Origin of the sequence: Roseobacter ponti (assembly GCF_012932215.1) — a bacterium.
In the GTDB taxonomy this organism is placed as follows: Bacteria; Pseudomonadota; Alphaproteobacteria; order Rhodobacterales; family Rhodobacteraceae; genus Roseobacter; species Roseobacter ponti.
In genome coordinates, this window is record NZ_CP048788.1 from 699697 (window position 1) to 721684 (window position 21988).

Consider the following 21988-nt stretch of genomic DNA (forward strand, 5'->3'; position numbering starts at 1 on the left):
AGGGGAATGCTGCTGAGAACAGTTTCCGGACGACCAGTCAGGCGGCCTTGCCGGTGAAATCCGCCTCCATTTCAAGATTGATCAGGCGGTCCATGTTCAGCTCATAGGGATTGTTCGCGAGGTTCATGTCGGCGTGACAGGACAGCATGCCCGCTTCGATCCGGCGGATGCCGGAATTGTGACCCGGCCCGAGACTCAGAGGTGTGCCAGCGGCCATAATGTGTTCCCAGAGCCTGTTTCCCGCCGATACGTCACGCAGGAAAATCCCGTAGCCCAGGTCGCTCGACCAGCCGGTGCGCGAAATGATCAGCGGGACACCGTCACGGTCGCCATCCGGCAGCGTAGAGGTGAATTCGCGCTCACCCCCGGCCAGCAGATTGTTATGGGTCAGCGCCCGATCCTGTCACCGCCCGGCCCTTAGCTGCTTCGATATCGATGATCAGCAGGTCACGGCCTGATAATGCCACGGCCCCGGTCGCCATCTCCGACAGTGCTGTATCGACCAGAAGGACCTTTGCCTCGCCATGCTCCAGAATGTAAGCGATCGTTGTGGCATCGAGCCGCGTGTTGTTGGCGTTCAGAACAGCGCCGAACATCGGCACCGCCAGCGCACATTCCGGCCTCTTGTACATCATTCTCCCGGTCCGGTCAGGCATCAGTTCTTTACGAGCGAACGTACCGATGCCCGCCACGATATCTTTCGCCATCATATTTTCCGCCAGTGTGCGCGGCACGTTGCGTGACAAAGCGACCATCGGGGTCGAGCAGAAGAGCCCGATGTTGGCCCCGGAAGTTGCGAATGCCGCATCATCGGCGGCCACGGCCAGATCACAGGAGGCTACAAGCTGACAGCCCGCCACAGTGGCGATGTCGCAACCTCGGCAATCACCGGCTGCGGCAGGCGCACAACGCGCAGCATCATCGCCGGCCATTTAGCGAAGAGGTCCTGAAAATACCGGAACACCCCGTCGTCGTCAGCACGGTGTGCGGTGATTTCCTTGAGGTTGTGGCCGGCGCAGAAGTGGCCGCGGCTGCTGCGCAGAAGGACCACTTTGACGCTGCAATCGGCGGCAATCGCGTCCGGCTTTGAAGAGAATGCGGCCGGCATCGCCTCTGACAGGGCGTTGATGAATCCGGGTGAATTCAGGGTCAGGACAGCGATGCCGTTACGATCAGAACGCAGGATAAGGGTGTCGTTTTGCGATGTACCGTCCATGATTAACGCCAGCGTGCCCCCGGCCTTTTCCCGGCGGCGAAAGGCCGGCCGGTTCAGATCTGAAGGTCAAGGCGCGGTTTCCAGAAAGGCCGGAAGAGCTCAATCTTGGGGCAGCGGTTCATCACCACTTTGAGACCGGCGTCTTCGGCCATTTTCGCGGCGGCATCGTCATAGACATCAATCTGCCCCCAGAGCACTTTGGCACCGATGGCAATCGCCTGTTCGGCAATGGCGTAAAACTCTTCTTTCGGGCGGAACACCTCGACCATATCAACAGGCCGGTTGATTTCTTGGAGCGAGTGATACACCGGTATGCCCCGGATCTCAGTCAGCTTCGGGTTCGGATTCACCGGGATCATATCATACCCCGTTTCATGCAGCACGCGCAGGACCCCGTAGCTGAATTTGGTCTTGTCTGCGCTGGCCCCGACCATCGCGATGGTTTTCACGGACTTCAGAATGTCCGCGAGGTACTTCGGGTCATAATCACACCGTTCGTCCAGTGCGGTCGCTGGCATGGTTCAGGTCTCCTTATTCTGCCTCTGGCCCACCGCTTCGCGGCCTGAGGGCGCGGGCGCGGCGATCCCGGCCTTGAGCTCATGCGGCTCAAGCGGGTCGAGGAAGGGGTTGCGGTAGAGCTTGTCGTGGCTTTCGACGCCGATCTCCAGGGTGCAGTCGGTAACGGCACGCGCAACGCAGAGCAGGACGTAACCGTTGTTGATCTGGCGGTTGTTCAGCGCCACCTGGCGGCGCTGATCCACCTCACCTGCCGTCAGCAGCGCGGCACAGGTGATGCAGCCGCCGTATTTGCAGCCATAGGGCAGATCGACGCCCTGTTCACGCAGCGTCTCAAGCAGCGGGCGGCGGGCCTCGACCTTGTAAGTCGCTCCTGCGCGATTGGCGATTGTGATGGTGCGCGTCCCGCTCACAACCATATATCGCTCGTACAATCGCCACCGGGATAGCGGGTTTCGTGGCAGCGGCTGGGCCCGTTCGGCTCCTTGCCGAAATTGACGATGAAATCCTCATTGATCTTCATCCCGCCGTTTTCGACATCGCAGTCGATCATCACCATGACACCGCCCTGTGTGCGGATCTCGGGATAGAACTGGTTGTCCCACGTACTGAACAGGGACGTGGTGACATAGAGCCGCCTGCCATCGAGCGACAGCTGATACATCTGGGGCCCGCCCGCGACCTTTACGCCGTTGACCTCGGGCGCGCGGCCCAGCAGCCCGCCCATCCACACCTGTCCGGTCAGAACCGGATTGTGCGGGTCGGTGATGTCATACTGGCGCATGTCGCCATGCAGCCAGTTGTTGAGATAGAGATATCTGTCGTCCATCGACACAAGAATGGCGCTCATCACGCCCGGCACAGGGATCGGCCATTCGGGGTGGGGCTCATTTTCGATGTCGATGATCTTTTCCCACTCCCACCTGCCCGCATCAGACTTCCAGAAATGGATCACGTTGGCCGACAGGGCGGCACCGCAAAAGCCGTGACTGCTGTCGGGATTATGGTGGAACTTGACCTCCAGCGGGATCAGCCCGTCCTCGCCCAGATAAAGGGTCTCGACCGGCCTGCGCGCCTCGAAATCCCAGATGTGCAGGCGGCGGCCATATTTCAGGTGACCGACTTCTTCGAGGTCAAAACCGGGCATGAAGGTATTGGGTGCGGCCCATTCCGAGGACACCATGACGTTGTGCCGCGGCTGATACCAGAAATCATAGCTGAAGGGGATGTCGCCCATGGTCTTTTCCCAGCGACCGACAATCTCGAAATCCTTATTGAGATGCAGGTAGCCGCCGGGTGCCTCACCCTTTGCGTCACCGAGGAAAGAGATGATGATCTCGGATCCGAGGCAATGCACGGTGTGCGGGCCGCTGAGGTTCGTCTTTGATCTGATCTCCGCGCCGTCGATCACTTTGTGCAGGCGCGGCGCGCGCGGATCGGTCGCCGTGTCGATCACATGAATGTTGTTGGACCGCACACCGGGCACCAGCAGATATTTGCGGCTCATGCCGGCGTCGTCATGACAGGACGAACAGGCATTCCAGCCCATGTGGTGCAGCTCGTCTCCGATCCCGGGCATCTCAAGGCGATGGATCACCTGGCTGTAGGTGGGGCTGTCCGGATCCGCATCCACTGTTGCGAGATAGTCCGGTTTCTGAATCCCCGTGCCTGTGTAAATGGCGATTGTGTAGAGCAGTTTTTCGCGTGGGGCTTTGATGGCCTCTGCAGGGCTGGCATAGCCCGGGCCGCAGCATGCACCGTCCATAATTGCGTTCCTCCCTTGCGATCACATGTTATTTCTCGTAATTCGAGAACAAGATTCTCACAAGGTAAAAATTTATGCACCTCGAACGGCTCACCTGCATTCTTGAAATTGTAGGACAGAAGGGAGAGGCGACGGTGGCCGAGATCTGTACCCATTCTGACCTGCCAAAGCCTTCGGCCTACAGGCTTGTGCAGGACCTGGTGAGCGCTGGCCTTGTGGAACCCGTCGGGCGCGGCCGGTTTACGATCGGCACGCGGCTGAAGGCGATCACGAACAGCGATCATTCTGACCGCGCGCTGCTGGAGCTGATCAGACCAACTCTGAAGCAGGCCGCGACCGGTGTGGGTGCAGCATTCTTTTTGTCGCGGCTGCGTGGAAAATCCGTCGAAATCGTTCATGTGGAGACGCCGGACACGGGTGTGTCCTATCTCCATCCCGGTCTCGGCCGGCGCCCGCTGCACGCCTGCTCCTGTTCGAAGGCCGTTGCCGCCTTTTCGCCGGACCTGTTCGTGACCGGCGAAATGGAAGGTCATTTGCGCGCCTATACGGAATTTACGCTGACAGATGTGCAGGACCTCGAAGCCGAGTTCAAAGTGATCCGCCAGCGCGGTTTTGCAGAATGCGTGGAAGAGATCGAGCGCGGCATGTGTTCGGTCGCGGCCCCGCTTGCGCCGGACGGGCCGGGGGCCATGATGTCCATCGGGGCGACAGGCTCCGTGCGGGTCTTCACGCCTGCGTTCCGCGCGGATCTCGGATCCCGGATTGTACAGATCGCCCGGGAGATTTCCGTAAGCCTGGGCTGGGAAACCGTTCAGGATGCCAGAGTTAATGACGCGTCCTGACGTTCACCCCTCACGCAGGTCTCAGGCTCAAAGCGCGTGCCATGATGAACGGAACAGACCCGTTCCGGGCACTCGCTCCGTGGGAATAAGTGTCTCAGATGCAGACCGAAGAGGCCGGTTACGGGTGCCGCCAACCTGATTTCTGTGGCCTGTGTAAATCACCATCCCGGCTGCTGTGATGTTTCGGCCGCGTGACGGAACCGTGGTATTGCAGAAGATCAGAGTTCGGCTCTCGCGACCGGCAGTATTGTTCCCTCGATCAGCTCCATCAGGTCACCGAAATACCCGCCGCTCCGCGCCGGGCGCGTCGGATCTGAGGTGATGGCAATCGTCAGCGCTAGCTGCGGAACCACACAGATGATCTGTCCGCCATACCCGCGTGCCAGCGCGTAGTCGTTCCCGCCTGAGGCCCCCAGAAACCAGCCGTATCCGTAACGCAGGCCGGACCATGGCGAACGCGTGACGGGTTGAAAGGAAGCATCAACCCAACCGGGGCTCAGCACCTGTGTGCCCTCCCATAATCCGTTGCGGCGGTACATCTCGCCAAACCGCACCATGGCTGGCAGGCTCATCGACATCTCGTTGCCACCGAGATAGCGGCCCTGAGGATCGCGGGTCCATGCGGGGATATCAATGCCCAGCGGTTCGGCGATCCGCTGGCGGGCAAGGGTCAGCAGGCTCTTGTCTGATACTTCCGACAATACGGCACCAAGCACATGAAAAGACCCTGTCGAATAAAGCATGCGACTGCCCGGCTGCGCGACAAAGGGGCGTGACAGCGCATTGCTGACCCAGTTGGCGCTGCTGACCCAGCCGCCGTAATTTGCACCCGATGTCCGTTCGAGACCGGCCTGCATCGTTACAAGGTCTTCAACAGTAAGCTCCGCAACGCGCGGGTCGGCGCCGCCTGGGATCAGCCCCAGCGCAAGTTCAGCCAGCGTGGCCTGAGGTGACGGGATTTCTCCACGATCAACTGCGGCTCCGGTCAGCGCCGCCACGATCGTTTTCGAGACTGATTTGACGGGGACAGAGCGCCCCATCGGCGGACCCCGGAAGACCTCTGACACAACCGGCGCGCCATGCTGATGAACGAGCACTGCGTGGCATTGCTCAAGCGCACCCGCTTTGCCGGCGACCGTATCCCAGCCTGACGCCTGCGCACGCAGCGGGGCGGGTATGAGCGCGGCTGCGCCCGCGATGACGGAACGACGGCTGATCTGGCGCACTGGTATCTCCCCCTGAACCGGCCAGAAGGTAGTGCAGACCGCGCAGGTGGCAATTGGCATCAGGACGGTACGTTGCCGCAAAATTGCGCTCCCGGACAGAATGCCATGCCTTTCACTGCAATTGTGTCGCGACATTTGCCCGAATTGGGGTGATACTGACCGAACAGCGGCACAGGCCTGCGTGACCTTTGGTGTGTTGACGCTACCTTCAGATCTTCGGTCATATTTTCATACGGGTGGTGACACAAATGATGTCTTTCCTGAAACAGCTGGTGATCTGCGCTTGTCTGATTGCAGCCGTTGCATCCTTCTGGCATTTCCGGAACGGTTTGTTTTACCTGGGTGGTATGTCGTCAGCGGACACCCCGGCGGGACAGCAGCGGCAGGGGCGGACAGAAGGCACGCCGGTGATCGTTGCCTTCACAGAAATCATTCAGGATGATCGCACATTGTCGGCTATCGGCACGGGTTTTGCCCTGCGTGCCATTACGCTGCGCGCACCGGCCAGTGGCGAAATCATTCAGTTCAACATCGAGGCCGGGCGCAGGTTTGCCGAAGGCGACACGCTGATGCAGCTTGAGGACGCGGATGAACGCTTTGCCGTGGCCCTCGCCGAAGCTCGTTTTTCCCGCGCCAGAGATGAGCGCGACAGATATCTGCGCCTGCAGGACAGCGGGGTTGCAACGAATGTGCGGCTCGAACAGGTGCAGACCGATTTTCAGGTTGCCGGAATAGAACTGGACCGCGCCCGGGATGATCTCGACAACAGAGTGTTGCGCGCGCCCTTTGATGGCATCGCGGGTCTGGCCTCGGTTGAGGTCGGGGACAGGATCACCGTGGATGACCCGATTGCCAGTTTTGATGACCGAAGTCGCATCCTGCTGGAATTCGATCTGCCCGAGGCGCTTCTGGGTCGGGTGTCGATCGGGCTTGGCGTGTCGGCGACCACACCCTCGGTGCCGGACCGCAGTTTTGGCGGCAGGATCAGTTCCATTGACAGCCGTGTGGATGCCGCGACCCGGACCAACCGTGTTCGGGCAACGATTGATAATTCCGCCGATCTGCTGCGCTCCGGCGCATCCTTTGCGCTGATGCTCAATCTGCCGGGCGACAGCTTCCCTGCGGTGCCCGAACTGGCGCTGCAGTTCTCAGAGGGAGCATTGCATGTCTGGCGTGTGACGGATGGTGCAGCCGAAAGGGTAGGGGTTCGCCTTGTCCGGCGTCGCGCGGGGCTGGTGATTGTCGACGGACCGCTGAGCGCAGGCGATCCTGTTGTCGTTGAGGGTACGCAAAGGCTGCGCGGCGGGAGTGCGGTTCAGGTGCTGAATGATGACGAGGAACCGAGCTCATGAAGTTCGCAGGCAGGGGGATCAGTGATCTCAGCGTGCGCCGCCCGTATCTCGCGGCCGTTTTCAGCCTGCTGATTGTGCTTGCCGGGATCGGCGCCCTGTGGGGCATTGAGGTCCGCGAACTGCCGGACGTGGACCGGCCGGTCGTCTCTGTCCGCGCAAACTATCCGGGCGCGTCGCCGACCACGGTGGATGCCGAAGTCGCTTCGCTGGTCGAGGGTGCTGTGGCGCGGGTTGCCGGGGTCAGATCGGTGCGTACCTCGTCTGAGGAAGGCAACTTTCGCATGCGTGTCGAGTTCAGCCCGGGACGGAATCTGGACAGTGCGTCGAACGATGTGCGCGAGGCCGTAGCACGGGTGGAAAACCGTCTGCCCGACGGGGTCGAAGATCTGTTCGTGGTGAAATCAGAACAGGATGCCAACCCGATTATCGACATCGCCGTCTGGAGCAATCGTCGCACCATAGACGATCTGACACGCCTTGTTGAAGACGCGATTGCGACCGAATTCACGGCCCTTGACGGTGTGGCAGAGGTTGTTCTTTTCGGGGCCCGCGAAAGGGTTCTGCGGGTTGAGGTGCGGCCCGACAGGCTGGCCGCTTTCGGGATGTCGATCGGGGAGGTGGCCGATGTGCTGCGCGCCGCGCAATTCGACGTGCCCGTGGGCAGCTTCGGGTCGGGCGCACTGGAGGTGCTGGTGCGCGCGGATGCGACGGTCTCCAACCCTGAACGGATCGAGGATCTGGTTCTGCGCGACACTGTACGCCTGGGCGATGTGGCGACCGTGTTTTTCGGGCTGGCGACCGCCGACAGTGTCGCGCGCCTGGATGGCCGCATGATCGTGAGCCTCGGCATTGTGCGACAGGCGCAGTCGAATACGGTGCGCATCTCAAACCAGATGGCTGATGCGGTTGACCGGCTTCAGCTGCGGTTTCCCGATCTGGGGTTTCAGATCACCAATGACGACGCTGTGTTTATCAAAGGTTCCATTGTTGAGGTGATCAAGACACTGGCTCTCGCGCTTGTTATTGTTATTGCAGTGATGTGGGTGTTCTTCGGGCATCTGGCCGCCACACTCATTCCTGCCGTTACAATCCCCGTGGCCCTGATCGGCTCCGTCGCGGGCATCTGGCTTCTGGGCTATTCGATCAATCTGATTACGCTGCTGGCAATGGTTCTGGCGACCGGCCTTGTCGTCGATGACGCCATCGTGGTGACCGAAAACATCCAGCGCCGCAGACAGGAAGGCATGGGGCCCAGAGCCGCCGCCGTTGTGGGCGCGGGGCAGGTCTTTTTCGCGGTGATCGCGACAACGGTGACGCTGATCGCAGTATTCGTTCCGATCTCCTTTCTGCCGGGAGAAGCGGGGCGGCTTTTTACCGAGTTCGGGTTCGTGCTGGCCTTTACCGTCATCATCTCTTCTTTCGTCGCCCTGACCATCTGCCCGATGCTTGCCTCGCTGGGAGACCCGCTGGGCAGGAGCGGCGGGGTGTTCGAACGTCCGGGGCGGTGGCTTGCACAGGGGTATGCGACGCTTGTGGGCCCGATGATCCGCGCACCACTGGTGACCATCGTGGCCGCGAGCCTTCTCGCGGGCGGCGCATTGCTGGTGTATGATGATCTGGGTGAGGAACTGGTGCCAGCGGAAGATCGCGGCAGGGTATCAGTCTGGATACAGGGGCCCGACGGGACCAGCCTCGATTATACCGACGCTCAGGTCATTCAGGTTGAGCAAATTCTGCAACCCTATGTCGATGCGGGCGTGGCCGAAGCGTTGTATTCAATCACCGGACGCTATGATCTCAACCGCGGGGCAATCAGCATGGGGCTGATCCCGTGGGAGGACCGGGATATCAGTCAGGCGGACATAGAAGCTGAGATCGGATCAAAACTTGCCATGATCCCAGGCGCGCAAAGCCGGATCCGGGGCGGCAACAGTCTTGGTCTGCGCGGATCTTCCGGCGGCGGCCTCAGCGTGGCCCTCACCGGGCCGAATTATCCTGAAATCGCGGCCGCAGCGGATGCCTTTTCGCGGGATCTCGCAGAGGTTGAGGGGCTGTCGGGCGTGCGCATTCAGTATCAGGCCACGCAACCGCAGCTGAGCATCGGCGTGGACCGTGCGCGTGCCTCGGACCTGCGCGTGCCGATGTCGACGCTGTCGGATACTCTGCGGGCGCTCGTCGATGAAGATGAAATCGCCGAGCTGACCATCAATGATCAGGCAGTGCCCGTGCTGCTGCAATCGGCGGCGGGTGCGGTGCGTGACCCGGTTGACCTGATGAGCCTTTATGTCCGTTCGGACGAGGATGAGCTGATCCCGCTCAACCAGATCGTGACCCTGGAAGAAAGAGGCGTCGCAGCCGAACTGGATCGCCACGCACAACGCCGCGCCATCGAGATCGACACATCCGTTTCGCCGGACGTCAGCCTGCGCGATGTGATCGACGACGTCCGCGTGCTGTCACAGGAAAAACTGCCCGACGGGATCGGCCTGATCTTTCTTGGCGAAGCCGCGTCGCTGGATGAAACGTCATCTGCCCTGATGGCCACTTATATCATCGCATTACTTGTCGTCTTTCTGGTGTTGCTGGCGCAGTTTGAGAGCCTGACCAGCGCGATTGTCGTCATGCTGACCGTGCCCTTCGGTGTCTGTGCGGCGGTCTATGCGATGCTGCTGGCCGGGATCACGATCAACATCTACAGCCAGATCGGCGTTCTCGTCCTGATCGGTGTGATGGCCAAGAACGGCATCCTTCTGGTCGAATTCGCCAATCAGCTGCGTGACGCAGGCAGTTCTGTGGTGGAGGCGGCGCTGGAGGCCGCCCGGGTTCGGTTGCGCGCGATTTCCATGACGCTCATCTGCACCGTGATGTCCGGCCTGCCCCTGATCCTTGGCAGCGGACCGGGCGCCGAGGCGCGCGAAGCGATTGGCTGGGTTATCGTCGGAGGGCTGGGGCTTGCTGCGGTTTTCACGTTGTTCCTGACCCCGGCAGCTTATGTCCTTGTCAGCGGGTTCACATCTTCGCGCGCCTCGGGTGCGCAGGCTCTTGAAAAAGAACTGGCCGCTCTCGAAAAATCCTGAAACCGGAGCAGGGCCTGATGCGAAAGCATTGCTATATAAAACCGGACGGCTGTGCGCTGCGGAGCAACCTGAGAGTCTGTGCATCGACGCTGCGGAAGAGGCCTCTGTCAGGACGTGGCAATCAGGCCCGGCAGGACTGTTACAGTTTTCACACTGCCGGCCTACGACTGATCTGATCGATTAAAATAAATCGTAATGATAATAATTTAATGTAATGAAGACGTCATAACAAGGCCGGGAACGGCCGCTAGTAAGATGTTGCAACCAAGTAGAAATGTCACTGGGTTTGCAAAGCAGAAGTGTCACCACAGAGCGCGACGGGAGCAAGGCCTGGCAACCCGGAGACCTCAATCATCGCAGGCCTCAAAAGCCTTGCGAGTTAATGGCGGGCGGCCATATTTTTATCAGTATACTCTGAAATTGAGGCACGCATTTGGATCATGCAACACAAGCACCGGAGCGGGTTCTGGAGGCTCTTAAACGGTTTGGAGTGTCAGAGAACGTGTTGGCCTCTGTCACTTCTCAATCGCAGATTGTCTCGGACTTGGGTATCTGGGGGGACGATTGGAACGAGTTCTATGAACTGCTCAGCGAGGTTTATGGAACCGACAATTTGATTCCCCATGAGTGTGTTCCGAGCGAATTTGCTTGGCAGAAGACATTGAAGGGATGGCTTCCCTGGGTGGCTCAAAAAGATGCAGTTCAGACGAAATCTCTTTCAACATTTGAGCTGGACTGCGTCATGCGAGGACATCCTGATCCGTGGGCAACAGATGCCAATCCCTGAAACAAGTCAGCCTTCAGCTGCCCGTTCAGCCCGCCGTCGCTCATAATACGCTTCCATCTTTGAGGGCCGTCCTGGCGGGCGGCGGCCTGTCTTTCAGCACGGCGCTTGTTGAGGATAGCAGCCTGGCGCGTCAGAAGACGTGACACTGCCTGATTTTGGCGAAACGAACGCAGAAAACTCAAAGCACATCATTCTGACCGGGCCGATAAGATCGATGCCCGCTTTGCGAATATGATAATTTAATGTCAACCTCCAATCCGGGTCCGGCCATAAAGCCGGATGCAAAACGATTTTGTGGATGCGCGGATTATGCAGGTGCGGGTGGCTTTCTGATCTGCGTTATTCCCAGCGTGCCCCGGGGGGGGCATCAGATATCGCACAAGGTCGCTCCGGGTCATTCCTGCGGGTCCGGCTGCACCCTTCGCGGCCTGGCGAGCAGCGGGCCGTAGATGACTGCAAATCCTCCGAAAGCTGCCAGCCAGAGGATGCCGGACAAACTGCTCAGATCGAGCCGGGGTGAACTGGCCACCCGCGCCAGAACGGAGCCGAATAAACACAGGTAAATGATCACGGTGCCCCGGTCGGCGGTCAGTTCTTTTCCCGTATGGCCCAGCGTCGCCCGTGTCATCACCGCCAGTGTCATTGACCCGATCGCGCCCGACATCCACAGATGCTGGGCCGCAACGGTTGTGTCCTGGTCTGTTGCCAGCCTGATGCCGAGTGCTGCGGCACCGGCAGGAATAAAGGCGTAAGAGACATGCAGCACCCAGACAAGCGGTTCAGTCAGTGTCTGATGTCCCTGCCAGCGCAGGAGACGCACGAGATGCAGAAGGCCAAACACCAGAAGACACGACGCGGTGTAAGAGCCGGAAGGCCGTGCGACCCAAAGAGCCAGGATGAGCACGCTCGCCAGAAGAACCAGTTTGTCATACTTCTGCATCGGCGGTGAAGGCCGCGCTGTCCTGCCGGTGCGTGCCAGCCAGTTCCGGGTGAACGACGGAATGATCCGGCCACCGATCAGCGCGATTATCATCACCGCAGTTGCGAGGCCCAGCCGAAGCCCGTAGCCCTGCGCCGGATATGCGCCTGTCATTGCCTCAAGGTGAAAGATGCCATTGGCCAGAATGAAAAGGACCAGCAGCGCCAGGACGACAAGGTTTCGCCAGTGCCTGCCAGCGATGATCTCGCGCAGGACTACGACAAGCAGCGCCAGAGGAAAGCTCAGATCTGCGGCCATAGTGATGACGCCCGGAAGCAGAGCCGACCAGAAGATCACCAGGCGTCCCGAGACCCAGAGCGCAAAGAGCGTGACAAGGGGCCAGCCGACCATGGGCAGTCGCCCGGTCCAGTTCGGCACCGCGGTCAGCAGAAACCCCGCCAGAACGGCACCCAGATATCCGAAAAGAAATTCATGCGCATGCCAGGAAACAGGGTCAAAACGTGTGGGCAGGGTGATCGCACCAGACAGAGCCGTTAACCAGAGCAGCATCGCCAGCACGGCCCAGATTGCGCCTGAGAGGAAAAAAGGTCTGAAGCCGAAACTGAAGAGCGCGGTGCGCTGACCTCTTTGTGATTGTCCGGCCCGGGCAGGTGTCATCTCAGGCGCCTGTTTTCTGCTGATCTGCGTCGGCTGCATCCATCAGCCGGCGGATGTGGCGGGCAAAATACCAGGTCGCAGGCAGAGCGAGAACGCAGCCCAGACCAACCGACCAGGACGTCGTTGCCACAGGCCCGCCCACCCAGCTGAAGATCAGTGAGGCGAAAAAGACGTTAACCGCAGCGGCCCCGGCTCCGAAGGGGTAAAGTGCTGCTGCGATCTGTGTCGTGGACCAGCCTTCGCCGGTCATCTGCGCGCCACAAGACGGTGTACCGCCACCATCGCGACAATCAGCGCGAGGCAGGCGAGCGCGTACCAGAACTCGGCCGTGGCCGACTGGGCCTGCGGGACAGGACGGTCAAAGCCGTCGGCGCTCAGAGACGTTGCCATGAGGCTCGTGAACAAAAAAGTTATCCAGCGCATATCAGGTCTCCTGCGTCAGGGTGCGGTAGATGTCGGGCAGTGCCCGGGTCAGGCGTTCCGGATCGGGCAGCAGGGTAAAACCGCCACGGCCAAAGATGCGGGCGAACCAGTCCTGTCCGTCTGCATCGATGATAATGCCATGCAGGCTCTGCCCGGCGTTCCGGGCCTCGCGCACAGCCATGTGGCTGTCTTCGATCCCATGCTGGCCTTCATAGTGATCAAGATCGTTAGGCTTGCCGTCGGTCAGGACGATCAGCAGTTTCCGCGCGCATGGTTCTTCGGCCAGTTGTGCGCTGACATGGCGGATCGCGGCACCCAGCCGGGTGTAGTGGCCGGGTCTGAGTGCGCCGATGCTTCGGGTGATGTCGGACGACATCGGATCGTCAAAGGCCTTGCACCGTGTCATAAAAACGCGGTCCCGGCGCAGCGAAGAAAAGCCCCATATCCCGAGCCTGTCTCCTGCCGCGTCGATGCCTCCCGCGAGGGCCGCCATTGCTTCGCGTGCCACCCCGATGACCGATGTGTCACCGATGGCGGCTTCGGTGGAGCGCGATGTATCGATCAGAAAGGCGACTGACAGATCCCGTTCGGTCTGTCTTGCGGATTGCCAGATGCGGTCTGATCCGCGGCCGGTCGCCAGAAGATCGGCGCGCGTGGTCAGCAGTGCATCAAGATCAAGCTCAGATCCCTCCAGCTGCCGTGGCTGCAGAATGCGGCGCGGGCGCAACGCCTCAAACTGCCTGCGCACCTCGCGCAGGCGGCGCGCGTCCGGGGCAAAGAGGTCCGCGCCGGGTTCTGCCGACGCATCCAGAACGCGACAGTGATCCGGCATATAGCTGCGGCTGCGGTGGTTCCATTCGGGATAGGTGAATTTTCCTGCAAGTGCTTCGTGATCAGCGTCTGCGGGAGACAGATCAAGATGCAGCCGCAGACGGGTCGCGGCTTTGCGATCCTGTCGGGACAGGGTGATCTCGTCATGATCGTCGGCGGCTTTCTGAGCGTTTTCTTCGTCATCATCGTCAATGCTGCGGTTGATGTTCATCGATTCCACCCATGACAGGATGGATTCGAAGCGATGGATGATGAGGCTGTCCTTGCGGCTGTGCTGATCCTGATCTTTGCGCCGGCCCGGTTTGCGGTTCGAAGAGGCGGCATTCGGGGGCGGCGTCGCCGCATCCGCAGGCCCATCTCCGGCGGCATTGCCGGAGCCGGGTGGGGCAAAGCACAACCAGACCGGCACCGGTGCAAAAGGCATATAGCCGCGCGGGGCCGGACCTGCGGGCAGGGTCGGCTCAAGACCGCGCAACTGATCGCAGACGGCGACCTCCATTGCGGCTTCCACGGCCGGGCGTGCAACGTCGGGGCGCGCGGACAGACAGAACTGTATCATCTGAGCAAAGGCGTCCCGCAGCCCCGGGCAGGCGCTGTCGGCCTTGCCAGCCGCGGCCGCATTGGCGCGAAGCAGGGCGCAGTCACGAGCAGGTCCGTCTCCGCTGAGGTCGATTGTCGTGACATCCGTTGTCGCGGCCAGCGCAGTGAGCCAGAAATAAGCGGCACGGTTCAGTACAGGGTCGGGGAAGACCGCAATGACAGGCGGCAATGCAAGGCATTCGCCGTCGAAGCGGGCCAGCCATTCACGATCTCTGTCCGCGCCCAGTCTGCGCCGGACCGATCGCCGGTGCCGGACCACTGTCGCCGTAGCCTCGCTCAGTTCGACGCCCGGCGCGCCACCAAGAGACCGGAACAGCACAGCGAGGCTCGGACGGACCGAGGACAGTGCTATGGCTGCGTCGGGGTAAAGGACCTCTGCGCCGATCCCGCAGGCCAGATCGTGCCAGATGTTTCCGACAGTTTCTTCAGGCTCCATGAGATCAAGGAGACGCATGTTCTTTATCCGTAGATTGTTGCGATCAGATCGCGCAGTGCCAGCTGCACATCGGGCTCATCGCTGAGCGGCTCGATAACCGCCGCCTCAAGGGCCTGATCCACGCCCGTGCCACCTGTCATCAGCGTTGCCGCATAGATCAGTAGTCGGGTCGAGACGCCTTCTTCGAGATCCATGCCCGACAAGCGCCTGATGTGCCCGGCCAGCCGCACCAGGGGCACGACACGATCCCGCGCCAGACCACTTTCGGCGGCCACGACGGCAATCTCGGTCTCCGGGTCGGGGAAATCGAAAGACACCGACAGGAAACGCTGTCGCGTAGAGGGTTTCAGCCGTTTCAGCACGTTCTGATAGCCCGGGTTATAGGAGGCCACCAGCATGAAGTCTTTCGGCGCAAGCAGTTCCTCTCCGGTGCGGTCGATCATCAGCGTGCGCCGGGTGTCCGTCAGCGGGTGCAGCACGACAGTCACGTCTTTGCGCGCCTCAACCACCTCATCAAGATAGCAGATCCCGCCCTCGCGCACGGCGCGCGTCAGCGGCCCGTCCGTCCAGACCGTCTCGCCCCCTTTGAGCAGGTAGCGCCCGATCAGGTCCGCTGCCGACAGATCATCATGGCATGCGACAGTGTGGAGCGGTTTGCCCAGACGCGCGGCCATGTGTTCGACAAACCGGGTTTTCCCGCAGCCGGTCGGCCCCTTCAGAAGAAGGGGCAGACCGTTTTTATGGGCCGTCCTGAAGAGCTCGCATTCGCCGCCCGCAGGCTGGTAAAACGGCAGATCCGGAGTGCTTGCGATATTCATTTCTCACTCTCCCGGTACCGGATTGGCAGGTCCGGGTTCGATGACCTCGGATTTGCGGATCACCAGCATGGAGTAGATGAACAGCAGCGCCCCGATCACCACCGCAAAACCAGCGCCAAACCGCATCAGGTAAAAGACCGACAGGCTGTCCTGGACATCCATGTAATAGTCCCCCACCACCCGTTGCATGTGGGTCTGGATGGTGCCGGCGAAAGTCAGCACGAAGGTCATAAATGCCATGCCGCCCGTCATCAGCCAGAAACTCGCCATGTTAAGCACCTGGTTATAGGGCATGCGGCCGCGCAGGATCGGCATCGCATAAGAGAAGAGCGCGAGGTTGAGCGCGACGTAGGCACCGTAGAAAGCGAGGTGTCCGTGCGCGGCGGTAATCTGTGTGCCGTGGCTGTAAAAGTTCACCCCGTGCAGCGTGTGCAGAAAGCCCCAGACACCCGCCCCGAAGAAGGCGACGGTGGATGACCCCAGCGACCACAGCAGAGCGGCCTTGTTGGGATGGTTCTTTCGTCCCTTCCAGACCATGACAAAGGCAAAGCTCATCATCAGAAAGAACGGGATTACTTCGAATGTCGAAAAGATCGAGCCGACCCACTGCCAGTATCCGGGCAGGCCGATCCAGTAAAAGTGGTGTCCTGTGCCGAGAATGCCCGAGAACAGCGCCGTGGCGACGATGACGTAAAGCCATTTTTCGACAACTTCGCGGTCAACACCGGTGAGCTTCAGTAACAAAAAGGCAAGGATCGCCGCCATGACCAGTTCCCAGGTCGCTTCGACCCAGAGATGCACAACGAACCACCAGTACATTTTATCCAGCGACAGGTTGTCGGGGTTGATGAAGGCGAAAATCCACAGCAGCGACAGCAGCCAAAGGCCCATCAGCAGCACATTCGTGATGGCCGTTTTCTTACCCGACAGAACGGTCATCGACACGTTCAGCAGAAAGATCAGCGCGGCAACGAGGATGCCGAACTTCACCCAGAGCGGCTGTTCAAGAAACTCGCGTCCGCCGTGGATGCCGGCAAGGTAGGATCCGACCGCCCCCAGCGTGCCCACCAGCAGAATGATGAGCTGGATATAGGCCAGTTTCGGCGACCAGATCTCGCGTTCGGATTCCTCCGGGATCAGGAAATAGGCGGCACCAAAAAAGCCCAGCAGCAGCCAGACGATCAGAGCGTTGGTATGGATCATCCGGATGATATTGAACGGCAGAAGTTCAGACAGGAAATTGGGCGAGACATAGATCCAGCCTGCCAGCAATCCGCCCAGCACCTGAATGCCGAAAAGGGCCATCGCGGCCAGGATGTACCAGTAAGCCACTTTCTGAGACTGATATTTCATTGTCTTTCCTCCCTAACCTGCTTCATTGGGCGGCCAGCCCTGTGTGTCGGTCTGATCTGCCCACCGCAGGAACTCCGCGAGGCCGCGAATGTCCTCGTCAGACAGCTCATAGCGCGGCATCTGCCGGCGGCCTTCGATGCCGCTGGGCTGTGCTTCGATCCAGCCCTTGAGGGTCTCAAAGGCGTCTTCAGGATCATCGAGAACATCCCATCGGGTCATCACATTGCCGACCTCGGGCGCAAAATACGCACCCTCTCCGTGCAGGCTGTGACAGTTGATGCAGGAGTTTTCCTCCCAGATGTGTTTGCCATGACGGACCGCGTCGCTCAGTGGCATTCCGGCTGTCGACGTGGCGACAACATACCTGTGCGAGTGAACTGTCATCCCGATGAAGACCACGACGAAAAACACCGAGCCTCCGTAGAAGATGTTGCGCGCCCGTGATTTCGTCAGAAATTCAGCCATACTCAGGCCTCCTTGAATGCGGGATAGCCTCTTTCTAGAGATGCCGGAGGATCGGAAGTTTGTGCTGGCACAACCTTTGGCGCGATTGCGCGGTGTATAACGTTCGGGAAAGGAGACATCATGTCTTGTCCGCGCCTGAGCGTTCCGGATCTGCCGCTGGATGAACTGATGACCCGGTGGCCCGGCACGGTGCGGGTCTTTTTAAGGCACAGGATGCTCTGCGTGGGCTGCATGGTCAGCCCGTTTCATACCATCACCGATGCCTGCAGAGAGTATCACCTGAACGAAGACGCGTTTCTGACCGAACTGATGGAAGCCGCCGGCCTGATGTAGTTCGGGCTATCTCTGGCTCAGCACCACCAGCGCGTGGGCATCCCGCACCGTGATCCGTTTGCGCCGGCTGTGCACCAGCCCGTCTTTCTCCCAGGCGGACAAAAGCCGGCTGACCGTGTGCAGGGTCGTCGCCGTCAGCTCTGAGAGATCCTGGCGGGTGATCGGAAAGTCTATCTCAATGCCGTCAGACACCCTGCGCCCGGTCTGACTGATCAGCCTGAGGATTGCACTGGCAACGCGCTGTTCCACCTGCTGTGTCGCCATCTCGACGATGCGGTCGTTCATCTCTCCGACGCGGTGCCCGACGGTTTTATACGTTTCGGTTGCAAAGCCGTCGTAGTCAGACACAAAACCGTCCCACAGCCGGGTCGGCCAGCTCAGCGCCAGTGTCTCGGACGCGGTGACGGCCGTCGCGGGATAGTTTTCCCGCCCGAGGGCGCGCGCGATACCTATGAGCTGACCGGCGGGCACATGAAGTGCCGTCACCTGCTCTCCGGTCGGAGCGATGCGAACCACCCGGACATACCCGTCCAGAAGCATATAAAACCGGTCGGCCGGAACGCCTTCCTCGAAGATAGCGACCCCGGGGTCGAACCTCAGCGACGTTGCCTGATCCAGAATGGTTCTGATCTCCCGCCGGTCCAGCTTTGAGAACGGCGGCAGATGGGTCAGCAGGCTCTCATCCAGCCGGGGAAATATCTTGCGCGCGGGCGGGCTATTCATGCACCGACCCTGCCACACCTGCACGGGCAAGGCCATGGTATTGCGCCCGTCCTGCGCCTCCCCGGTTTCGGCCAGACGTTTGCGCCAGCGCAAATCAGATCACCCGCAAAGGCGTAAACCTGAAGCCGGAAATCAAAATAATCAGAAAGGAACAGGATCATGATCCGAACGCTCGCAACCGGCCTTGCTATGGTCACCCTGCTGGGGGGCGCTGCCTGTGCCGAAACCTTTGAAATTCAGATGCTGAACAAAGGGTCCGACGGGGAGCGCATGGTGTTTGAGCCGGCCTTCGTTCAGGCCGCGCCCGGCGATACAATCAGGTTCGTCGCAACCGACAAGGGACATAATGCCGAGGTCAGCAAGGATATGCTGCCCGAGGGCGCCGTGCCGTTCAAAGGCAAAATCAATGAGGAAGTCGAAGTCACTCTCGACGTCGAAGGCGTCTATGGTGTGATCTGCAAGCCGCACTATGCCATGGGCATGGTGATGACCATCGCCGTCGGTGATGTGCAGGCCCCTGAGGGCTTTCTCGAGGGCCGGGTGCCGAAGAAAGCGAAAGAACGCTTTGAGGCGCAGCTCGGCAATCTCTGAAAATTTCCAACCGCGCGGGTCAGAGACCATGCGCGGCAACCAACCTCACGGAGGAACCATGACCAGTTTCAATAACTCAGCAAAAATAAAGACCAGCCGCCGCAACGTCCTGCGCGGAAGCGTTCTGGCAGGCGCTGCGGCGATCACCGGCGGCAGCGCTCTGGCAAAAGCACGGATGCCGAAGGTCGATGCAATCAATGCGACATCCCGCAACCTGTACAGGGCGGCGGGCAGTCAGGCGGCGGAGAGCACTGCAAAACCAGCCGATCTGTCCGGCTACACCCGCGTCAGGCAGGAACTCGTAGCTCCCCCCTTTGCGCCGCAGCATGAACAGGTGGCAACGGGCGGGCCGAAGATCATCGAAGTCACCATGGAGACCACGGAAAAGCTGATGGTCGTCGATGAGGACACCGGTGCATCCGTCTGGGCGCTGACCTATAACGGCTCTGTTCCCGGGCCGCTGATCATATGTCACGAGGGTGACATGGTCGAACTGACCCTGCGCAACCCCGTCGACAGCGTGATGGAACACAACATTGACTTTCACGCGTCGACCGGTGCGCTCGGGGGCGGTGGCCTGACCCATGTGTATCCCGGGGAAGAGACCGTGCTGCGCTGGAAGGCGACCAAGCCGGGTTGCTTTACCTACCATTGTGCGCCGGGTGGTGCGATGATCCCGTATCACGTCTGTCATGGTATGAACGGTGCTGTTATGGTGCTGCCGCGCGACGGGCTGAAGGACAAAGACGGCAACCCGCTGAAGTACGACTCGATCGCCTATATCGGCGAGCAGGATTATTATCTGCCCAAAGATGAAAACGGCGACTACAGGTCATATGAAGCCGCCGGAGACGACTATTCCGACAGCCTTGATGCAATGCGCACGCTGGTGCCGACGCATCAGGTCTTCAACGGCAGTGTTGGCGCGCTCACGGGCGATAATGCCCTTAGGGCCAAAGTGGGTGAGACTGTCCTGATGGTGCATAATTCGTGCAACGTGGACAGCCGCCCGCACCTGATCGGCGGACACGGCAACTATGTCTGGGAGACCTCTTTCACCGATCCTGCGCTCACCGGTGTTGAGACATGGTTTGTGCGTGGCGGATGTGCGGCGGCGGCGATGTACACCTTTGAGCAGCCGGGCGTCTATGCCTACGTCAATCACAACCTCATCATCGGCGTTCTGCTGGGGGCGACCGCTCACTTCGTGGTCGAAGGCGAATGGGACAATAATCTGATGGAACAGGTTGTTGCGCCCCGTGATTTCGCGACCTGACATAGGAAGATAAAAAATGATCGCCGCCGCACGCATCGGACAGCCCTTCAGGACAGCCGCAGTGTTGTCCGGGCTTGCCGTTGTGGCGGCGATTGCCGTCGGGGCCATGCTCTTCGCGCGTGGCCCCGAACCTGCTTATCTGCCCGATATGGTCAGCACACCGATTACGCTGTTGAGCGGTAAAGAAATCTATGCGCAGCGTTTCGAGGTTACGGTGGCCGAGTGGAACACCTGCGTCGCGGAGGGTGGCTGCTCGCTCAGATTGCGCGTCCGGGCCGGACAGGATCCGACGACAACGCCTGCAACCGGGCTCAGCTATGTCGATGCCGGTGAATACCTCGCATGGATCAACCGCAGGACGGGCCTTGATTTCCGGTTGCCGACCGCTTCAGAGTGGCGCGAGATGGCGGCATCAGTGCTGCCGGAAGCGCCCGATCCGGTGTTTACTGATCCGGCTCTGACCTGGGCCTCAGCCTATCTGATCGAGGGGAACGCGCCCCGGGCGCTGAAACCCCGGGGCAGTTTCTCGACCTCACCCGAGGGTGTCGCCGATCTGGATGGCAGCGTCTGGGAGTGGACGCAGGAGTGTTATTCCGGGGAGGCGGCCGCCAGATGCCCGGCCTTCTTTGTCGGGGGCGAACATGTGGCCGCGATGTCCTATCTTATCCGCGACCCTGCCCGTGGCGGCTGTGCAGTTGGCTCACCGCCTGCGCACCTGGGGATGCGCCTTGTGTCTGACAGCCCTGTCTGAGCGCTTTACGGGCACGCGCAGGGGAGGGCGTCAGACAAAAGCTCCCTGCACTTGTTACATATCGTCCCGTTCGCAGGGGTACCGTAGTCGACCCCGTGCCAGCTGAGGATAATACCGCAGCCTGATCCGACGCTGGTTTGCGCACCACACGGCGCTGCAGTCACGACGCTACCCGGTTCAGCAAAGCGTCTGCGGACCATGCCGTCATCTACGCTCCGACGATGTCCGGGCCGAGCAGTTTGCGGTCTGTCAGATAAGGCAGTCTTGCCTGCGCGACCGCGACCTTTTCCGGATGCAGGACGGCACTGATCACTCCGGCCTCTGCCCCGGCGCGCGCGAGTTCCTGCCCGTCAGGGGAAGCGATCAGGCTCTGGCCCAGAAACGCAAGCCCGTGCTCTGTACCGGCACTGTTGGCATAGGCGAGATATATCCCGTTTTCAAAGGCCCGGGTCGGGATCATTTTCTGAGCGACCCACGCCCATTGCGCCCCAAGTGCTGTGGGCACCAGCAGCAGTTCCGCTCCCGCAGACGCCACATGCCGGACGGTTTCAGGAAATTCCGCGTCATAGCAGATCAGCGTGGCAATCTTTAAGCCACGATAGGTGAACACTTCGCACCCCTTGCCGGGGGAAAAGTGATCGCGTTCAAAGCCGGGCGGAATGACCAGCTTGCGGTGGCCGCCGAGACGCATGCCATCCGGGCCGAAACACTGTGCGGCGTTAAAAACAGCCCCGCCATCCGCCTCGGGAAATCCGTAGTGAATGGCAAGCCCGTGCTCTTTTGCCATGGCGCTGATGGACTGAGCAACCGGGCCGTCGGCGGGTTCGGCTCTGTGTACGACCTGCGCCCCGATATTGTAGCCGGTCGCGAAAAGTTCCGGCAGGAGCAGCAGATCTGCACCGCCTGTCGCCACGTCCGGCAGAATACCGGCAAGCCAGTCGAGGCGCTCTTTGGGTGTGCCGGGTTCGGCCGGGGCCTGTCCGACCGCAAGAGTGAAGGTGCGCCTCATG

At 60.5% G+C, this 21988-nt stretch carries 23 protein-coding genes and 1 pseudogene; 8 read left to right on the forward strand and 16 right to left on the reverse strand.

Annotated features, from left to right (window positions below):
• Positions 1-40: 40 nt before the first annotated feature.
• The 6 genes and pseudogenes from G3256_RS19135 to G3256_RS03490 form a co-directional block, all read right to left on the reverse strand.
• Positions 41-328 (reverse strand): annotated as a pseudogene (locus tag G3256_RS19135) (glycine cleavage system protein T); the annotation flags it as partial.
• Positions 329-380: 52 nt separating this feature from the next.
• Positions 381-860 (reverse strand): enoyl-CoA hydratase-related protein, encoded by a 480-nt coding sequence (locus G3256_RS19290; protein ID WP_281359597.1) that lies wholly within the window; start codon positions 858-860, stop codon positions 381-383.
• Positions 839-1216, reverse strand: a complete 378-nt coding sequence (locus tag G3256_RS19295) for an enoyl-CoA hydratase/isomerase family protein (protein WP_281359598.1) — start codon at positions 1214-1216, stop codon at positions 839-841. The genes G3256_RS19290 and G3256_RS19295 overlap by 22 nt, the downstream gene beginning before the upstream one ends.
• A 53-nt stretch (positions 1217-1269) precedes the next feature.
• Complete coding sequence (locus tag G3256_RS03480) at positions 1270-1734, reverse strand: CoA-binding protein (protein ID WP_169639508.1); 465 nt, start codon at positions 1732-1734, stop codon at positions 1270-1272.
• A 3-nt stretch (positions 1735-1737) separates the two neighbouring features.
• Positions 1738-2151, reverse strand: a complete 414-nt coding sequence (locus G3256_RS03485) for a 2Fe-2S iron-sulfur cluster-binding protein (RefSeq protein WP_169639509.1) — start codon at positions 2149-2151, stop codon at positions 1738-1740.
• Entirely contained in the window at positions 2142-3497 is a 1356-nt protein-coding gene (locus G3256_RS03490; protein WP_206040786.1) for a selenium-binding family protein, read from the reverse strand. Before G3256_RS03490 ends, G3256_RS03485 begins: the two co-directional genes overlap by 10 nt.
• 74 nt (positions 3498-3571) lie before the next feature.
• Between G3256_RS03490 and G3256_RS03495 the strand changes: the two genes are divergently transcribed.
• On the forward strand, positions 3572-4339 hold the full coding sequence (locus G3256_RS03495; protein WP_169639510.1) for an IclR family transcriptional regulator: 768 nt from the start codon (positions 3572-3574) through the stop codon (positions 4337-4339).
• A 218-nt stretch (positions 4340-4557) separates the two neighbouring features.
• Here the strand turns inward: G3256_RS03495 and G3256_RS03500 are convergent, their stop codons facing one another.
• Positions 4558-5565, reverse strand: a complete 1008-nt coding sequence (locus G3256_RS03500; protein ID WP_246227752.1) for a serine hydrolase domain-containing protein — start codon at positions 5563-5565, stop codon at positions 4558-4560.
• A 248-nt stretch (positions 5566-5813) separates the two neighbouring features.
• Between G3256_RS03500 and G3256_RS03505 the strand changes: the two genes are divergently transcribed.
• The 3 genes from G3256_RS03505 to G3256_RS03515 all read left to right on the forward strand — a co-directional run bounded on the left by G3256_RS03505 (position 5814) and on the right by G3256_RS03515 (position 10781).
• Positions 5814-6917: an efflux RND transporter periplasmic adaptor subunit gene (locus tag G3256_RS03505; RefSeq protein ID WP_169639511.1), complete on the forward strand. Its 1104-nt coding sequence runs from the start codon at positions 5814-5816 to the stop codon at positions 6915-6917.
• Positions 6914-9994, forward strand: a complete 3081-nt coding sequence (locus tag G3256_RS03510; RefSeq protein WP_169639512.1) for an efflux RND transporter permease subunit — start codon at positions 6914-6916, stop codon at positions 9992-9994. The genes G3256_RS03505 and G3256_RS03510 overlap by 4 nt, the downstream gene beginning before the upstream one ends.
• Before the next feature lie 433 nt (positions 9995-10427).
• Positions 10428-10781, forward strand: a complete 354-nt coding sequence (locus G3256_RS03515; protein WP_169639513.1) for a hypothetical protein — start codon at positions 10428-10430, stop codon at positions 10779-10781.
• Positions 10782-11175: 394 nt separating this feature from the next.
• On the opposite strand, the gene G3256_RS03520 is transcribed toward G3256_RS03515, so the two are convergent.
• Genes G3256_RS03520 through G3256_RS03550 form a run of 7 tightly spaced genes read right to left on the reverse strand, consistent with a single transcriptional unit; the run spans position 11176 to position 17304 of the window.
• Complete coding sequence (locus G3256_RS03520) at positions 11176-12378, reverse strand: NnrS family protein (protein ID WP_169639514.1); 1203 nt, start codon at positions 12376-12378, stop codon at positions 11176-11178.
• Position 12379: 1 nt separating this feature from the next.
• The gene (locus G3256_RS03525; RefSeq protein WP_169639515.1) at positions 12380-12628 is read right to left on the reverse strand and encodes an NnrT protein; all 249 of its coding nucleotides are present in this window, start codon (positions 12626-12628) and stop codon (positions 12380-12382) included.
• Positions 12625-12801 carry a protein NnrT gene (locus G3256_RS03530; RefSeq protein WP_169639516.1) on the reverse strand — a complete coding sequence of 59 codons (177 nt, stop codon included), beginning with the start codon at positions 12799-12801 and terminating at the stop codon, positions 12625-12627. Before G3256_RS03530 ends, G3256_RS03525 begins: the two co-directional genes overlap by 4 nt.
• Before the next feature lies 1 nt (position 12802).
• Complete coding sequence (locus G3256_RS03535; RefSeq protein ID WP_169639517.1) at positions 12803-14686, reverse strand: nitric oxide reductase activation protein NorD; 1884 nt, start codon at positions 14684-14686, stop codon at positions 12803-12805.
• Positions 14687-14691: 5 nt separating this feature from the next.
• Complete coding sequence (locus G3256_RS03540; RefSeq protein WP_169639518.1) at positions 14692-15486, reverse strand: CbbQ/NirQ/NorQ/GpvN family protein; 795 nt, start codon at positions 15484-15486, stop codon at positions 14692-14694.
• Between the two features lie 3 nt (positions 15487-15489).
• Positions 15490-16839, reverse strand: a complete 1350-nt coding sequence (locus G3256_RS03545) for a cbb3-type cytochrome c oxidase subunit I (RefSeq protein ID WP_169639519.1) — start codon at positions 16837-16839, stop codon at positions 15490-15492.
• A gap of 12 nt (positions 16840-16851) precedes the next feature.
• Positions 16852-17304, reverse strand: coding sequence for a c-type cytochrome (locus G3256_RS03550; RefSeq protein ID WP_169639520.1), 453 nt, complete (start codon positions 17302-17304; stop codon positions 16852-16854).
• 120 nt (positions 17305-17424) lie between these two features.
• Here G3256_RS03550 and G3256_RS03555 point away from each other — a divergent pair, with 120 nt between their 5' ends.
• The gene (locus tag G3256_RS03555; RefSeq protein ID WP_169639521.1) at positions 17425-17637 is read left to right on the forward strand and encodes a DUF1858 domain-containing protein; all 213 of its coding nucleotides are present in this window, start codon (positions 17425-17427) and stop codon (positions 17635-17637) included.
• A gap of 6 nt (positions 17638-17643) precedes the next feature.
• Here G3256_RS03555 and G3256_RS03560 read toward each other — a convergent pair whose 3' ends face one another.
• Complete coding sequence (locus tag G3256_RS03560; protein ID WP_169639522.1) at positions 17644-18360, reverse strand: Crp/Fnr family transcriptional regulator; 717 nt, start codon at positions 18358-18360, stop codon at positions 17644-17646.
• Between the two features lie 159 nt (positions 18361-18519).
• On the opposite strand from G3256_RS03560, the gene G3256_RS03565 reads away from it, so the two are divergent.
• From G3256_RS03565 to G3256_RS03575, 3 genes are read left to right on the forward strand one after another with little or no spacing between them, the layout of a single operon-like run.
• Positions 18520-18951, forward strand: a complete 432-nt coding sequence (locus G3256_RS03565; protein ID WP_206040787.1) for a pseudoazurin — start codon at positions 18520-18522, stop codon at positions 18949-18951.
• A gap of 58 nt (positions 18952-19009) precedes the next feature.
• Positions 19010-20227 carry a copper-containing nitrite reductase gene (nirK, locus tag G3256_RS03570; RefSeq protein ID WP_169639523.1) on the forward strand — a complete coding sequence of 406 codons (1218 nt, stop codon included), beginning with the start codon at positions 19010-19012 and terminating at the stop codon, positions 20225-20227.
• A gap of 16 nt (positions 20228-20243) precedes the next feature.
• Entirely contained in the window at positions 20244-20978 is a 735-nt protein-coding gene (locus G3256_RS03575) for a formylglycine-generating enzyme family protein (RefSeq protein ID WP_246227755.1), read from the forward strand.
• Between the two features lie 208 nt (positions 20979-21186).
• Here G3256_RS03575 and G3256_RS03580 read toward each other — a convergent pair whose 3' ends face one another.
• The gene (locus tag G3256_RS03580) at positions 21187-21987 is read right to left on the reverse strand and encodes a carbon-nitrogen hydrolase family protein (protein WP_169639524.1); all 801 of its coding nucleotides are present in this window, start codon (positions 21985-21987) and stop codon (positions 21187-21189) included.
• Position 21988 lies beyond the last annotated feature (1 nt).

Coding starts and splice junctions, on each gene's coding strand:
- G3256_RS03495 (WP_169639510.1), top strand. CDS start 3,572: ATGCACCTCGAACGGCTCACCTGCATTCTTGAAATTGTAGGACAGAAG.
- G3256_RS03535 (WP_169639517.1), bottom strand. CDS start 14,686: ATGCGTCTCCTTGATCTCATGGAGCCTGAAGAAACTGTCGGAAACATC.
- G3256_RS03490 (WP_206040786.1), bottom strand. CDS start 3,497: ATGGACGGTGCATGCTGCGGCCCGGGCTATGCCAGCCCTGCAGAGGCC.
- G3256_RS03555 (WP_169639521.1), top strand. CDS start 17,425: ATGTCTTGTCCGCGCCTGAGCGTTCCGGATCTGCCGCTGGATGAACTG.
- G3256_RS03545 (WP_169639519.1), bottom strand. CDS start 16,839: ATGAAATATCAGTCTCAGAAAGTGGCTTACTGGTACATCCTGGCCGCG.
- G3256_RS03575 (WP_246227755.1), top strand. CDS start 20,244: ATGATCGCCGCCGCACGCATCGGACAGCCCTTCAGGACAGCCGCAGTG.
- G3256_RS03550 (WP_169639520.1), bottom strand. CDS start 17,304: ATGGCTGAATTTCTGACGAAATCACGGGCGCGCAACATCTTCTACGGA.
- G3256_RS03565 (WP_206040787.1), top strand. CDS start 18,520: ATGATCCGAACGCTCGCAACCGGCCTTGCTATGGTCACCCTGCTGGGG.
- G3256_RS03540 (WP_169639518.1), bottom strand. CDS start 15,486: ATGAATATCGCAAGCACTCCGGATCTGCCGTTTTACCAGCCTGCGGGC.
- G3256_RS03530 (WP_169639516.1), bottom strand. CDS start 12,801: ATGCGCTGGATAACTTTTTTGTTCACGAGCCTCATGGCAACGTCTCTG.
- G3256_RS03485 (WP_169639509.1), bottom strand. CDS start 2,151: ATGGTTGTGAGCGGGACGCGCACCATCACAATCGCCAATCGCGCAGGA.
- G3256_RS19295 (WP_281359598.1), bottom strand. CDS start 1,216: ATGGACGGTACATCGCAAAACGACACCCTTATCCTGCGTTCTGATCGT.
- G3256_RS03525 (WP_169639515.1), bottom strand. CDS start 12,628: ATGACCGGCGAAGGCTGGTCCACGACACAGATCGCAGCAGCACTTTAC.
- G3256_RS03505 (WP_169639511.1), top strand. CDS start 5,814: ATGATGTCTTTCCTGAAACAGCTGGTGATCTGCGCTTGTCTGATTGCA.
- nirK (WP_169639523.1), top strand. CDS start 19,010: ATGACCAGTTTCAATAACTCAGCAAAAATAAAGACCAGCCGCCGCAAC.
- G3256_RS03480 (WP_169639508.1), bottom strand. CDS start 1,734: ATGCCAGCGACCGCACTGGACGAACGGTGTGATTATGACCCGAAGTAC.
- G3256_RS03580 (WP_169639524.1), bottom strand. CDS start 21,987: ATGAGGCGCACCTTCACTCTTGCGGTCGGACAGGCCCCGGCCGAACCC.
- G3256_RS03560 (WP_169639522.1), bottom strand. CDS start 18,360: ATGAATAGCCCGCCCGCGCGCAAGATATTTCCCCGGCTGGATGAGAGC.
- G3256_RS03520 (WP_169639514.1), bottom strand. CDS start 12,378: ATGACACCTGCCCGGGCCGGACAATCACAAAGAGGTCAGCGCACCGCG.
- G3256_RS03510 (WP_169639512.1), top strand. CDS start 6,914: ATGAAGTTCGCAGGCAGGGGGATCAGTGATCTCAGCGTGCGCCGCCCG.